Source organism: Novosphingobium sp. HNCC26BN242, from assembly GCF_057180525.1.
The window spans coordinates 848,407-862,376 of the sequence record NZ_JBXUGM010000002.1 but is presented as its reverse complement, the minus strand read 5'-3'; the positions used below and the strand labels follow the sequence as shown (position 1 = coordinate 862,376).

Genomic DNA, 13,970 nt, shown 5'->3' with positions numbered 1-13,970 from the left:
GTGGATAAATAAATATCGGTAATGGGTAGTGTTGAAGGTTCAAATCCGACTTATTTTTTTACGTGTTATTGAAAGAATCTTTTGGAATAATTGAAATCTCACTTTCTTTCACACCAAACCGAACCAATAGCTATTTGCATTTCAGACCTCAAAACTTATTCGCAGTGCAACATCCATCGGTAGCGATGAAGCAACTGTTTGTGCGAGGCACTGTTGACGAAAGCGGTTATCCTTGCTGGCGGATTGGGGACGCGTCTGGGTGAGGAAACCTCACTCCGCCCAAAGCCTATGGTCGATGTTGGCGGGATGCCCATCCTCTGGCACATCATGAAACTCTATGCCGCGCACGGCGTGAATGATTTCGTGATCTGTCTTGGCTACAAAGGCTATGTAATTAAAGAGTTCTTTGCGAACTACTTCCTTCACGCCGCCGACGCCACGATCGATCTGTCGGACAACAGCATTCAGGTTCACCGCGCCAAAAGCGAGCCGTGGAAAGTCACACTGGTCGATACAGGTCCCACCACGCAAACCGGTGGACGCCTTAAGGCCGTGCGCAGTTATCTGAATGAAGGCGAGCCGTTCTGCTTCACTTACGGTGACGGCGTGGCAGACATTGATATCTCTGCCGAAATTGCCTTTCACAAAGACCATGGCCAGAAGGCCACGATCGCTGCCGTCGCGCCCCCGGGCCGGTTTGGTGCGCTGCAGTTCAAGGGCAACCGCGTTACCGACTTCATGGAAAAGCCAGCCGGAGACGGCGGGCTCATCAACGGCGGCTTTTTCGTGCTCGACCCGTCAGTGATCGATCTGATCGAAGAGCCGGGCACGATCTGGGAACAAGGCCCGCTGGAGACACTTGCCCGTAGCGGCGAACTGGTTGCCTTTCACCACGCCGGCTTCTGGCAGCCAATGGACACGCTGCGAGACCGTCAGTTGCTCGAACGCCTGTGGGCAGAGGGCACAGCCCCTTGGAAAGTCTGGTAAGTGCCAGTGCCAGTCGTTCACGATTCAGGGTTCTGGAACAAACGTCGTGTGCTCCTGACAGGGCACACCGGCTTCAAGGGCAGTTGGCTGGCGCTCTGGCTTAAACAGATGGGAGCGCAGGTTACCGGCTTGTCGCTCCCGGCTGAACCCGTCAGCCTGTTCCGTCAGGCCCGGATTGAAGGGTTGGTCCACCATCACGAAGCCGACATTCGCGATCTGGAAATGGTGCGCCGGGCGGTCGATCAGGCAGCGCCCGAGGTGGTCTTCCATCTGGCCGCACAGCCACTCGTGCGGCTGTCCTACGATCAGCCGGTAGAAACATTTGCTACCAATGTTCAGGGCACTGTCCACGTGCTGGAAGCCTGCCGCAAGGTGCAAGGTCTGCAGGCCATCGTCTGCATTACATCGGACAAGGCTTATGAAAACCGCGAATGGGTGTGGCCCTATCGCGAGAGTGATCCGATGGGCGGGCATGATCCCTATTCTGCCAGCAAGGGTGCGGCAGAACTGGTGATCGCCGCCTACCGGCGCAGTTTTTTCAGCCACGCGGGCGCACCACTGATCGCTTCGGTGCGGGCAGGAAACGTGATCGGCGGGGGTGACTGGGCACAAGATCGCCTGATCCCCGATATCATCCGCGCCCTTGCTGCCAATCGCATGCCTTTCATTCGCAATCCGGCTGCAGTGCGCCCTTGGCAACACGTGCTCGAAGCCTTGGGCGGTTACCTGTTGATCGCACAAGCATTGGCCAATGGCGACGATTGGGCCGCCAGCGCATGGAACTTCGGTCCGGCCGAAGATGACACAAGGCCCGTGGCCTGGATCGCTGATCGATTGACGCAAGCATGGGGTGCACGCGGTTGGGATAGTCCCGAAATCGCATCCGGCCCGCATGAAGCAAACCTGCTCACGCTCGATTGCGCAAAGGCCCGTAGCACGCTCGGCTGGCGCCCGGTCTGGCGGCTCGATGAAGCGCTGGGGCGCATCGTGGCCTGGCACAAAAGCGTCCTCTCAGGCGCTGATGCCCGCACTGTGACCTTCCAGCAGCTCGAAGAATACCGGGCATGTTTCAACCAATTTGACCGGGTGGCTATAACGGCATGACCAGCACACTGACCGCATCCCTCGACACACTGGTAAACACTGCCGTCGGCACCACCGACGAAGCCCAATTGCGTGAATTGATCGTCTCTCTATCGGGCGAATATGCCCGCCGGTATCACGCGCCCCGCACATTCATCCCCGGCGAAAGCATGGTGCCGGTTTCGGGCAAAGTCGTGGGTGAGCGCGAACTTGCCAACCTCGTCGATGCCAGCCTCGACATGTGGTTGACCACTGGTCGCTACAACACGGAATTCGAACAAAAGCTGGCTGCACGCATGGGAGTGGCCCACGCACTGACCACCAATTCGGGCTCCTCAGCCAACCTTCTCGCGCTCGCTGCGCTCACCTCGCACTATCACCGATCCGAAGCGCTCAAACCGGGCGATGAAGTGATCACGGTGGCCACAGGTTTTCCCACCACGGTCAACCCCTCGCTCCAGTATGGCCTCGTCCCGGTCTTCGTCGACGTTGATATTCCCACCTACAACATCAAGCCTGAAATGATCGAAGCGGCTGTCTCGGAAAAGACCCGCGCCATCATGATCGCTCATACGCTCGGCAACCCGTTCAACCTGGCCGAAGTGATGCGTGTGGCGGAAAAATACAATCTGTGGGTGGTTGAAGACACCTGCGATGCCCTTGGCGCAACCTATGATGGCAAGCCTGTCGGCACATTTGGCCATCTCGGCACACTTTCGTTTTATCCCGCCCACCACATCACCATGGGTGAAGGCGGCGCGGTGTTTACCGACAAGCCGCGGCTCAAGCGGGTGGTCGAATCAATCCGTGATTGGGGCCGCGATTGCTGGTGCGCCCCGGGGCAGGATAACACCTGCGGCAAACGCTTTGCCCGCCGCCTTGGCACCCTCCCGGTCGGCTATGATCACAAATACACGTACGGCCATGTCGGCTATAACCTGAAGATCACCGACATGCAGGCTGCCGTAGGTCTTGCCCAGCTGGAAAGCCTTGACGGGTTCATTGCCGCCCGCCAGCGCAACTTCGAAAGCCTCAAAGCGCTGCTTGCCCCGCTTGAGGATGTATTCATTCTTCCGCAAGCCACACCGCGTAGCAATCCGTCGTGGTTCGGCTTTCCGATCACGATCCGGCCGGGAAGCGGGATCGATCGCGAAGATCTGGTGCAACATCTCAATGAAATGAAGATTGGCACTCGCCTGCTGTTCGGCGGCAATCTGCTGCATCAGCCGTACATGAAAGGCCGCAATGTCCGCGTGGTCGGTGATCTGACCAATGCTGATCTGGTCACCACCAACACTTTCTGGATCGGCGTCTATCCAGGTCTTACCGAAGATCACCTCAGCTATATGTCTGATGTGCTGGCCAAATATACTGCAGGGCACCGTAGCCGTTGAAGCCTGCACTGCGCCTTGATCCACATATACGCATCGTCCTGACCGGGCCTTCGGGCTGGATCGGACAGGCGATGCTGGCGCATCTGGCGAACCGCCTGGGCCCAGACAATGAAGCGCGCAGCCTTTCAAGACAGGTCATCGCCTTCGCTTCGACCGAGCGTGAGATGATGCTTCCGTGGGGCGAGGCTTTGCACGTCCGCGCGCTCAAGACCATCACGCCCGAGGATGTCGCTGGCGCGCATGTCTTTCACCTTGCTTATCTGACCAAGGAAAAGGCCGATCAACTGGGCGAGCGGCACTTCATTGATGCCAACCTTGCCATCGACGATGCGCTGATGGCCGCCATCGATGCCAGCCGCCCCGTCAGCCTTTTTGTGGCATCATCCGGCGCAGCCAAGCTCGCCGCACAAGGCATGGATCTACATCCTTACGGCTTGGCCAAGCTTCGTCAGGAAGCCCGCTTTCTCGACTGGGGAAGGCGCAACGGCATCCCGGTCATTGCCGGGCGGATATTCAATCTTGCCGGGCCTTATATCAACAAGGTCGGCGCCTACGCCCTTTCGAACATGCTGATCGAAGCAATGGAACAGCGCTCGATCACCATTGCAGCCCGCGTGCCGATTTTCCGCTCCTTCCTTCATGTCGATGATCTGTGCGGTTTGATGTTGAATGCTGCAATCGGCGGCATCGGACGGCACACGCCAATCGATCTTTGCGGCGCGCAGATTGTCGAGATGGACGATCTGGCCATGGCCATCGCCAAGCAAGTCGGCGGCTCTGTAACAATCACTCGCGGCCCGTTGGATACCGCCGAGCCGAGCGCCTACCTCGGCGATTTTCCGCAGACGAAAGTACTGGCCATCGAAACAGGCCATACGCTTCGGCCATTGGCAGCTTGCATCGAAGATACGCAGCAATGGTTGGCAAACCCATGATCAGCCACCTGCACCACTAAACGCGAACGCAGAATTCGCGAGACAATACAAGAAAGCCGGTAAGACCATGACTCAAGAAATTTTCGAAGACTTGTTCGTTCTCGAACTTGCCAACAACCATTGGGGAAAGCTCGAACGCGGGCTCAAGATCATTGATGATTTTGCCGAAGTGGTAGCGCGCAATGGCATAAAGGCATCAATCAAGCTCCAGTTCCGCGATGTCGACAGCTTCATTCACCCCGCTTATCGCGACCTGTCGGACGTCCGCTATATCAAGAAAACGCTTGCCACGCAGATGCCGTGGGAGAACCTGCGCAAAATGGTGGATGCGGTGCGCGACCGCGGCATGTTGACGATGGTTACGCCTTTCGATGAAGCCTCCGTCGACAAATGCGTCGAATTCGGCGTCGACATCCTTAAGATTGCCAGCTCCGATATCCGCGACAAGACCTTGTTGCGCACGATCGCCTCAACCGGAAAGCCCGTGATTGCATCATCAGGCGGCGCGGCCGAACACCACATCGACAAGCTGGTGTCCTTCTTCACGTCTCGCGACATCCCCTTCGCTCTCAACCACTGCGTTTCGCTCTATCCCTCGCAGGACAGCGATCTCGAACTGAACCAGATCGATTATCTGCGGGCTCGCTATCCCGGCGTCACGATTGGCCTGTCCACGCACGAACAACGCGATTGGCACGATTCCATCCTGATCGCTTATGGCAAAGGTGCCCGCACATTCGAACGGCACATCGATATTGATTACGAGGGCGTGCCCGTCAGCGCGTATTGCACCAGGCCGGAACAGGCCGACATCTGGTTCAAGGCCTTTTTGACAGCCAAGGAAATGTGCGGGGGTTCGCCCTACGTGCGCCGGGAAGTTCCTGCAGAAGAACGCGAATATCTCGATGCACTGGTGCGCGGCGTCTATCTCAAGCACGATGTCCCCGCAGGCCACGTGTTGACCGAGGACGACGTGTTTCTCGCCGTTCCGCTGCTGCAGGGACAGATTTCCACGCGCGAATTCGAAAGCGGTGAAAGGACCAAGGCTCCGCTCACGGCCCACGCCCCGGTCCTGCTTGAGGCCATCGAGGCCCCCTACAGCAGCGACATCGAAGTCCGAAATCTGGTCCCCACACGCGGCCTTGCCCCCACAGCATCGGCGCATGTGGCCACGGCTGTCGGCTGACGGCGCATACCGACCAATCAAAAGTGCAAGGCCCGACACGAGGCCGCTGCTTCAGGAATTGCCACAAATGCCCACCGTTCGCTTGTCTGATTACGTTGCTCAGCGCCTGCACCAGCACGGCGTGCGCCATGTCTTCATGCTCACGGGCGGCGGGGCTATGCACCTGAATGATGCGATGGGCCGCGTGGATGGGTTGCAATATGTGTGCTGCCATCACGAACAGGCGCTCGCCATGGCGGCCGAAAGCTACACCCGGCTTTCCGGCCGCCTTGCTGCCGTCAACGTAACGACCGGGCCCGGCGCCATAAATGCGCTCAACGGCGTGCATGGTGCCTTCACCGATTCCATCGCGATGTTCGTTGTGTCGGGTCAGGTAAAGCGCGAGACTCTGGCCAGCCGCGCGCCGGTGCGCCTGCGTCAGCTTGGCGATCAGGAAGTGGACATCGTCTCGATGGTCACCCCGATCACGAAGTTTGCGGTTACTGTCACCGATCCCCTTGATATCCGCTATCTTGTCGAAAAAGCATTGTGGCTGGCCGAAACCGGTCGGCCCGGCCCAGTCTGGCTCGATATTCCAATCGATGTGCAGGCCGCGCCGATTGACCCTTCGGTCCTGCGTGGATTTGATCCGGTGCGCGAAGGCTATGGCCGACCCTTCGCCCTGCCCGCCGAATATGGCTGGCTTCAAGGTCCGGCACTGGATGCTGCCGCCCGGCAGGTTGTAGCAGCCATCGCCGCGGCGGAACGACCGGTTCTGCTTCCCGGCACCGGCATCCGCATCAGTGGCGAATACGAAACTTTCCTGCGCGTGGCCGACATGCTGGGCATTCCGGTGGCTCCGGCGTGGAACGCGCAGGATTTGATAGCAGAAGATCACCCGCTCTATGTCGGGCGTCCCGGAACTGTGGGTGATCGCGCGGGCAACTTTGCCGTACAGAACGCAGACTGTGTGCTGGTGCTGGGTTGCCGGCTGAACATCCGCCAGATCAGCTATAACTATGCGTCCTTCGCGCGTGCAGCAATGAAGATCATGGTTGATGTCGATGCGGCTGAACTCGCCAAACCCACCCTTTCGATCGACATGCCTATCCATGCCGACCTGAAGCAGTTCCTGCCTGCGATGGAGCGCGCACTTGCCGGATATTCCACCCCGGCTCCCCACCGCAACTACCTGAACTGGGCAATCGAGCGCCGCCGCAAATACCATCCGGTGCTGCCCGAATACTGGGACACGAAAGGCGTGGTGAACCCCTATTGCTTCACCGAGGCGCTGTTTGACCAGCTTTCCGAAGATGACGTGATCGTGATGGCCGATGCCACGGCAGCCGTAGTCACCGTGCAGGCCGCCCGCCTGAAGCAGGGGCAGCGCCTCTATTCCAACTCGGGCGCGGCTTCCATGGGTTATGATCTTCCGGCAACCATCGGCGCTTGGCATGCCATGCCCGCCGGATCACTCCGCGTAATCTGCATGGCCGGTGACGGTTCCATCATGCAGAACCTACAGGAATTGCAGACCATCGTCGGCCAGAAGATTCCCGCCAAAATCTTTCTTTACAACAACTCCGGCTACCACTCGATCCGTCAGTCCCAGCAAGCACATTTTGCCGGCTTTTCGGTAGGCTGCGGGCCGGATTCCGGCGTTACTTTCCCCGATTTTGAAAAAATCGCCACCGCCTTCGGCTTTGCCTACCGCCGCACCAGCGACCACGCCGATATCCGCGCGGCGATTGCCGAAACACTGGTCGCCGATGGCCCGGCAATCTGCGAAATCATGGTCGACAAGGAGCAGGCCTTCTCGCCCAAGCTTTCATCGCGCCGCCTTGATGATGGCACGATGGTCACCGCCCCGCTCGAGGATCTTGCCCCGTTTCTTCCCCGGGACGAATTCATGGCGAACATGCTGATTGCGCCGATGAGCTGATGCCAGCCCCTGCGCCCCTCCTCTTCGATCTTGACGGCACACTTGTGGACAGTGCGCGTGGCATCGCCGCTGCGCTGACCATGGTGATGGACCAACGCGGCGGCGACCATGTCAGGCCAGAACACGTACGCCCGCTGGTCAGCCAAGGCGCTGACGTGCTGGTAGCAACGGTGCTGGGCGATCTGGCTGGTGATCCACAGGCCGATTTGGCTGCATTCCGCTCCGCTATTGTCGCACAGCCCGCTGATCACACCGATCTCTATCCGGGGGTGGGCGACACACTACAGGCGCTGCGTGCTGCCGGGCATCCAATGGCCGTCGTGACGAACAAGCCGGAAGCCCTTGCTCGCAGTCTGTTGCGCCAAGTCGGCCTCTATGGCCTGTTTGGCGCAATTATCGGGGGCGACACATGCACTGCACCCAAACCATCCGCCCTGCCGCTGCAGATGGCCCTCGTCACCATCGCCCCCAATTGCGAACCGCGCGATGCGATCATCGTGGGCGACAGCGATGTTGATGGCCTTGCTGCACTGGCTGCGGGTTGCCGGTTCATCAGCTTCGATGGTGGCTATGGTCCGGTAACAGCAGGCCGCTACCCGTTCCATGCCCGGTTTTCATCGTTCGCTCATCTGGCCGCCATGCTTGTCGCACAACAGCCATTGGCCGGATCAGGCCTGCAAGTCACAGTCAGGACCGCATGATGAACACGCTGTATCTCAGCCGGGCTGCCATGATGGCCCTCGTCTGCATGGCATCACTGGTGCTGCCGCAACGTCCGGTCCTTGCGCAAATCAATATTCCCAGCGGGTCTCCTCTGGCGATTGGTCAGGTCAGCCAAAGCGAAGACCCACGCATGCCAAGCAGCACTGCAGGAGGCTATGCCGTTGGCGGATCGGACTATGAACCATACGCCGCCGTCAACATCAACGATGCCGAAAGCAGCCGCACCTCGCCCACTCCCGGGCCCGACGGCACATCTGGCCGCAATAACGGCACAGGGATTCTCGAATCGCAGGGCAAAACCCTCGTCAAACCCGCCAAGCCGGGCGAATACGAACGCTACATCGAAAGCGCTGTCGGCCGCAAAGTGCCACGCTTTGGTGCCAACTTGCTGACCGAGGCCGCACGCGATTTTGCTGTTCCGGCGCAGGCCACCATTCCGCCAGACTATCCCATCAATGTCGGCGATACGATTGCCGTCTCGCTGACAGGCTCGGTCGAAGGCAGCGCAAATTTCGTGGTTGATACCGATGGCCGGATCACCATCCCAAAGGTAGGGCCAGTCTCGCTTGCCGGAGTGCGCTATCGCGACGTGCGCGGCCGCATCGCCACCGCCATCGGCCGCCAGTATCGCGGCTATGAAGTCAGCGTCAGCATCCCTCGGCTGCGCGGATTACGGGTCTATGTCACCGGCTTTGCCAGCAGCCCCGGTGCCTATTCGCTGAACAGCCTGTCAACGCTGGTCAACGCCGTGCTGGCGGCCGGAGGCCCGAACGCCGGTGGCAGCTTTCGTTCGGTCCAGTTGATCCGCAATGGACAGGTCGTGGCTGATTACGATCTCTATGATCTGATCCGCAGCGGTGACCGTTCGCGCGATCCGGTGCTGCAGAACGAAGATGTGCTGTTCATCCCGCCAGTTGGCAAACAAACCGCTGTCATCGGCAGCGTGAATGAAGAGGCCATCTATGAATTGAGGGCCACTGAAAACGTGGGCGATGCCTTGGGTTTTGCTGGCGGCGCCAATGCACTGGGCGATGCCACTCGCGTGATCCTGTATCGCTTGTCCGAAAAGCAGACGCTGGGCAGCCGCGAAGTGCCCTATGCGCAAACCGCCGACTATACCATCGAGGCAGGCGACATCGTGCAGGTTTTGTCCCAAGGATCGCTCATCATGCCGTTGGAACGCCAGCAGGTCATCGTGCGGATCGAAGGGGAAGTGAATCGGCCCGGAAACTACTTCGTCGCGCCCAACACGCCGCTGGCCACGGTGGTTGAAATGGCGGGCGGGCTCACCCCTCGGGCCTATGTTTATGGAACCCAGCTCACGCGGGGCAGCATCGCAGCCCAGCAGCGCGTGTCATTGAAAGAGGCCATAGACCAGTTCGAAGTGGCCCTCACCACTGCGCCGCTTACCAACACCTCTGTTGCCAGCAACGCGGCCAATCGCACCGATCAATTGTTGGCTGGTCGCATGATGCTTGAAAAACTGCGCAGTGCCGAACCCGATGGGCGGCTGGTCCTGCCAATCGATTATGGCGCAAATGCGCTCCCCGGTGACCTGCTGCTCGAAAACAATGATCAGCTGATCATTCCGCCGGTTGTTCCCACGGTCGGTGTATTTGGCTCGGTCTTCCGTCCGGCGTCGTTTCTGCTGGATGTCGCCAATCCGCCGCGCGTGAAGGACATTGTCGAAAAGGCTGGCGGTGTTCAGCGGGCGGGCGACAAGGGTGCGATCTTCGTCGTGCGCGCCAATGGTGATGTGGTCACCCGCAGCCGCGGCGCGATGAGCGCGCGCGTGCAGCCCGGCGATGTGGTTTTCGTTCCGGTAAAAACCCAATCGACATCGCTGCTCGAAAGGCTGACGGCGATCAGCCAGATAATCTTCCAACTGGGCTTGGGCGCTGCAGCCGCAGTTGCAATCCAATGACCAAGCGCCCCGCAAGCCTGATGAGCATGATTGGCAGCGCGCTCTCTCCGGGAAGGCGCCGCATCCTTTTTGCTACAGCCTTTTTGGTATGTGCGGTGCTGGCACTCTTCCCAGAGAGATATCGCGCCGTTGTATCACTCACGCCCACCGATCCCGGCAGCCTTGGATTGTCGGGAACCTTGGGCCAGCTTGGCGCGGTGCAGAGCGTCTTTGGCAATCAAGCCGCCATTGAAGTCAGCCTTAAAGTTGCCAATGGCGACTACGTGCGCGGGTCTGTCGCAGATAAACTCGGTCTGGAGCAAACCTTGGGCAAGGATCGAGTGCATACGCTGCGCTGGCTTCAGGACAAGGTCGATGTCTACGCCTTGCGAGGCGGCATCATCGAATTCGAAATGAAGCATGATGATCCGCAAATGGCCAAAAAAATTGTAGGCCAATATGCAGACGCGGTACGCGAACAGCTGGGCAAGGTTTCTCGAAATCAGACCACTTACAAGAAAAATATCTTAAACGGGTTGGTGGAAGAAGCCAGCCAACGGCTGGCGGAGTCGCGTGCCGCTTACGATACCTTCCGCCTCCGCACTCGGTACAGTTCGCCCCAAGCTGCCATCATGGCTGTTGGCGATCGTGTTCCCAGACTGGAGAATGAGATCAAGAACAAGCAGGTGCAATTGAACGCAGCCCGCGAATTCTTTACCGAAGACAACCTGCAAATCCGGCAAATTGTTGCAGAAATCAGCGCTCTCAATGCTCAGCTTGAAAAGGCCCGCTCGGTCTCTCCGGTAGACGTGAACTCCGTCGGCAGCGTCGTCCGGGAATCCACCGAAGCGGACAAGCTGCGCCGCGATCTCGATCTTGCCCAGGCACTCTACGATACATACCAGCGGTATCTGAAAGGCACGTCTGCCGAAGAAATGACGGCCAATGCCAATGTCCGCATTCTCGAGCCTGCGTACGTTGACAGCAAAAGGCAGTATAACCTGCCATTCATCATTCTGGCAGCCCTGATCGCACTGCTGGCACTTGCTGTCGAAGCCTACGCGTTGAGACCATCGCCATCATCGCGCGCAAGCCAATGACGAAAACGCAATCTGCTACCACCCCGGATATCTCGGTCATCATTCCTTGCTTCAACGAGGAGGAGAACGCTGAAGCGATCTGCGCCGCCGCCGTGCACGAGCTTGAAGCTGCAAAAGTGAGCTTCGAGATCATATTCATCGACAATCATTCCGCCGATTCCACTGTGCCGATCATCAAGCGCCTCTGCGACGCTGATCTGCGCATCAAGCTGATCGTCAACAGCCGGAATTTCGGCCAGATGCGCTCGCCCACACATGCGATCTATCAGGCCCGTGGACGCGCCGTTATCGGCCTCTGCGCCGATTTTCAGGACCCACCTGCGATGATCCCCCAGTTCATCGAACGCTGGCGCGCGGGGGCAGATATCGTGCTGGGTGTACGTCACGAAGAAAAGGTTAGCGTTTTGCACGCCGCCTTGCGCAAACTGTCCTATGCACTGGCGAGCAAATTCGGCGACTACCCGATCGTGCCGCAGGCCACGGGCTTTGGCCTATACGATATGCGCGTAGTTGATGCCACGCGGGGTCTGGCAGAGCCTGAGCCGTTTTTCCGCGGCATGCTGGTGGAAACAGGCTATCGGCTCGAAACGATTGCCTACAATCGCCCACCACGTGCGGCTGGAGCATCGAAGAACAACTTCTTTGCACTGTTCGATTTTGCAATGTCAGCCCTTGCCGGGTCATCGAAGAAACTGCTGCGCGTGCCGATGTACATCGGCGCTTTCGGCATCGCGATGACCGTTCTGATGCTGCTAGGCGGTTTGATCGCATTTTTTGCTGGCCGTCCAATTGCAGGCTGGCTGATCGCATCGGTGGTACAGTTTGAATTCGCGCTGCTGTTTGCGTTCCTCGGCCTGCTGGGAGACAACGTGCGGATCATCTCGGAACGCACCCGCCGCACCCCGCTGGTGATAGAACGCGAACGGGTCAACTTTACCGACCATGGCAACGCCTGATGCCGGGCAAGGGCACATTCATTGCCAAGGCACGGCGCGTGCTGAACTGGCATGAATTGCGGCAGATAGCGCGATTTTATCAGGCCGCCATTGCCAATACCGTGTTCGGCTTTTCCCTTTATGCTCTGCTGGTCTGGCTTGGCATGAACCTGTTCGCCGCACAGGCACTTTCCCATGTGCTGGGCACAGCCTTCAACTATTTCACATATTCCCGGCACGTTTTCACCGGGACGAACCCCGTCAAATCTCGCTTTGTCGCGTCCTACATCGGCTCCTACCTGCTAAGCCTTGCGGTGCTCTTCGCGCTCTCACAGTTGATCGCATCGCCTTACTTTGGAGGCGTGCTGACAACGCTGGTCGTATCGGCGACAAATTATGTTGTGCTGCGTCACCTCGTGTTCCGAAGGCGGGCGCGCGATGGCAACTGAAACCGCGCGGCGACCGTACAACGTCTATGTCGAGTATCTGCTGGTCCTCACGATATTCGCCGGTATCGCCCATGTGGCGTGGTTCTTCTTCGAATATGGATATCTGCGCCAGCCGTTCTTCTATGAGCCCAGCGGTACGTGGATGGACTGGTTCTCGCTCAGCTACTTTTCGCACCACTTTGGTGCCTACGATGTTGAACGGACAATCTATCCGCCGCTGTCGTTCGTCCTGATGAAGATATTCGGCATAAGCCAATGCTATGTCGACAATGGATCAGAACCTGTACGCGAATGTGATTGGCTGGGCCAAGTCGCGCTGATTTCGTTCTACGCCATGCTGATCCCTGTCGCAGTATTCACGTTCAGGAAGATTGACCGGGCAACCTATATCCCCCGATCCCTTTGCGTCATTTTCGGGTTCCCTACCCTGCATGCGTTCGAACGGGGAAATCTGATCTTTCTCGCGCTGTCATTTTATCTGCTGGCTTATGGGCCGCTGCTCGCCTCTGCTCGTCTTCGCTGGATTGCAGCAGCTGTCGTGGTCAACCTGAAGATCTACATGATCGCCTCCGTCTTCGCGACGCTCACCAAACGACGCTGGCTGGCATTCGAAGGCACCATCATCGCCATCCTTGGAGTATACCTTGTCACCTGGCTCATTCTGGGCGAAGGCAGCCCTAGCCAGATCTTGCGCAATCTCGTCGGCTACTCTGAAACATTCGGCGCACAGCGCGTACTCGACCTGTGGTTTGCGTCCAGCCTCGTCCCTGTAAAGACGCTGGTTTCGGGAAACTTCCCGGTTTTTTCGGTCTTCAGTTCCCAGCAGGTTGTTCTGATCTATGTCTTTGCCACGGCTTACACACTGTTGACGCAAGGCATGGCAATTGCAGCACTAGTGGCAACCTACCTTAAGCCCGAAGTCGTGCCGGTCCACCGCGTCATCTTGTTCGGAGCCATTGTCGCAACATCGGCAAAGGAGGCAGGCGGCTATACCGAGATGTTCCTGATCGCCTCGATCATGATGGAGAAATGGCGCGGTGTCGGGCGGATAAGCGCCATTGTGATCGCTTATTTGCTGTCGATCCCGGAAGACATCGTCATTCCCATTGGCGTTCCCCCGATGCTCCGCGACAGCTTTCTGGGAGGACGCAGGGTTGCCACGGAATATGGCCTGGGCCTGTTCTCATTGCTTCGGCCTGTTGCGATGTTTGCAGCATGCAATTGCCTCGCCGCGGTAACGCTGGCGGATGTCTGGCGAGATGCCACAGCCAGCGACCAGACCGTCAGAAAGCGCTTTCTACGTGACGCGCGTCTATTGCCCCACTGGCTCGGCAAGCACGCGTGAACTGCCCCA

Annotated in this window: 12 protein-coding genes; all 12 read left to right on the top strand. The window is 58.5% G+C overall.

Going from position 1 to position 13,970, the window contains the following annotated elements; all coding sequences use genetic code 11:
• The first annotated feature begins 213 nt into the window (after positions 1–213).
• Positions 214–987 (top strand): glucose-1-phosphate cytidylyltransferase, encoded by a 774-nt coding sequence (gene rfbF, locus AC2A1F_RS11750; protein WP_484208933.1) that lies wholly within the window; start codon positions 214–216, stop codon positions 985–987.
• Entirely contained in the window at positions 988–2,091 is a 1,104-nt protein-coding gene (rfbG, locus tag AC2A1F_RS11745) for a CDP-glucose 4,6-dehydratase (protein ID WP_484208932.1), read from the top strand.
• The gene (gene rfbH / locus AC2A1F_RS11740; RefSeq protein WP_484208931.1) at positions 2,088–3,464 is read left to right on the top strand and encodes a lipopolysaccharide biosynthesis protein RfbH; all 1,377 of its coding nucleotides are present in this window, start codon (positions 2,088–2,090) and stop codon (positions 3,462–3,464) included. Before rfbG ends, rfbH begins: the two co-directional genes overlap by 4 nt.
• Positions 3,461–4,399: an NAD-dependent epimerase/dehydratase family protein gene (locus AC2A1F_RS11735; protein WP_484208930.1), complete on the top strand. Its 939-nt coding sequence runs from the start codon at positions 3,461–3,463 to the stop codon at positions 4,397–4,399. The genes rfbH and AC2A1F_RS11735 overlap by 4 nt, the downstream gene beginning before the upstream one ends.
• 67 nt (positions 4,400–4,466) lie before the next feature.
• Entirely contained in the window at positions 4,467–5,585 is a 1,119-nt protein-coding gene (locus AC2A1F_RS11730) for an N-acetylneuraminate synthase family protein (protein WP_484208929.1), read from the top strand.
• 67 nt (positions 5,586–5,652) lie between these two features.
• Positions 5,653–7,506, top strand: a complete 1,854-nt coding sequence (locus AC2A1F_RS11725) for a thiamine pyrophosphate-binding protein (RefSeq protein ID WP_484208928.1) — start codon at positions 5,653–5,655, stop codon at positions 7,504–7,506.
• On the top strand, positions 7,506–8,207 hold the full coding sequence (locus AC2A1F_RS11720) for an HAD family hydrolase (RefSeq protein WP_484208927.1): 702 nt from the start codon (positions 7,506–7,508) through the stop codon (positions 8,205–8,207). The genes AC2A1F_RS11725 and AC2A1F_RS11720 overlap by 1 nt, the downstream gene beginning before the upstream one ends.
• On the top strand, positions 8,207–10,153 hold the full coding sequence (locus AC2A1F_RS11715; RefSeq protein ID WP_484208926.1) for an SLBB domain-containing protein: 1,947 nt from the start codon (positions 8,207–8,209) through the stop codon (positions 10,151–10,153). The genes AC2A1F_RS11720 and AC2A1F_RS11715 overlap by 1 nt, the downstream gene beginning before the upstream one ends.
• A complete protein-coding gene (locus AC2A1F_RS11710) occupies positions 10,150–11,232 on the top strand; it encodes a GumC domain-containing protein (RefSeq protein ID WP_484208925.1) in 1,083 nt (360 codons plus the stop codon). Before AC2A1F_RS11715 ends, AC2A1F_RS11710 begins: the two co-directional genes overlap by 4 nt.
• Positions 11,229–12,188, top strand: a complete 960-nt coding sequence (locus tag AC2A1F_RS11705; RefSeq protein ID WP_484208924.1) for a glycosyltransferase family 2 protein — start codon at positions 11,229–11,231, stop codon at positions 12,186–12,188. The genes AC2A1F_RS11710 and AC2A1F_RS11705 overlap by 4 nt, the downstream gene beginning before the upstream one ends.
• Positions 12,188–12,616, top strand: a complete 429-nt coding sequence (locus AC2A1F_RS11700) for a GtrA family protein (protein ID WP_484208923.1) — start codon at positions 12,188–12,190, stop codon at positions 12,614–12,616. Before AC2A1F_RS11705 ends, AC2A1F_RS11700 begins: the two co-directional genes overlap by 1 nt.
• Positions 12,606–13,961, top strand: a complete 1,356-nt coding sequence (locus AC2A1F_RS11695; protein ID WP_484208922.1) for a hypothetical protein — start codon at positions 12,606–12,608, stop codon at positions 13,959–13,961. The genes AC2A1F_RS11700 and AC2A1F_RS11695 overlap by 11 nt, the downstream gene beginning before the upstream one ends.
• Positions 13,962–13,970: the final 9 nt, after the last annotated feature.

Bases quoted from the DNA above. Each gene is read 5' to 3' on its own strand.
- AC2A1F_RS11715 (WP_484208926.1), top strand. From the start codon at position 8,207: ATGAACACGCTGTATCTCAGCCGGGCTGCCATGATGGCCCTCGTCTGC.
- AC2A1F_RS11720 (WP_484208927.1), top strand. From the start codon at position 7,506: ATGCCAGCCCCTGCGCCCCTCCTCTTCGATCTTGACGGCACACTTGTG.
- AC2A1F_RS11710 (WP_484208925.1), top strand. From the start codon at position 10,150: ATGACCAAGCGCCCCGCAAGCCTGATGAGCATGATTGGCAGCGCGCTC.
- rfbH (WP_484208931.1), top strand. From the start codon at position 2,088: ATGACCAGCACACTGACCGCATCCCTCGACACACTGGTAAACACTGCC.
- AC2A1F_RS11725 (WP_484208928.1), top strand. From the start codon at position 5,653: ATGCCCACCGTTCGCTTGTCTGATTACGTTGCTCAGCGCCTGCACCAG.
- AC2A1F_RS11700 (WP_484208923.1), top strand. From the start codon at position 12,188: ATGCCGGGCAAGGGCACATTCATTGCCAAGGCACGGCGCGTGCTGAAC.
- AC2A1F_RS11730 (WP_484208929.1), top strand. From the start codon at position 4,467: ATGACTCAAGAAATTTTCGAAGACTTGTTCGTTCTCGAACTTGCCAAC.
- AC2A1F_RS11705 (WP_484208924.1), top strand. From the start codon at position 11,229: ATGACGAAAACGCAATCTGCTACCACCCCGGATATCTCGGTCATCATT.
- AC2A1F_RS11695 (WP_484208922.1), top strand. From the start codon at position 12,606: ATGGCAACTGAAACCGCGCGGCGACCGTACAACGTCTATGTCGAGTAT.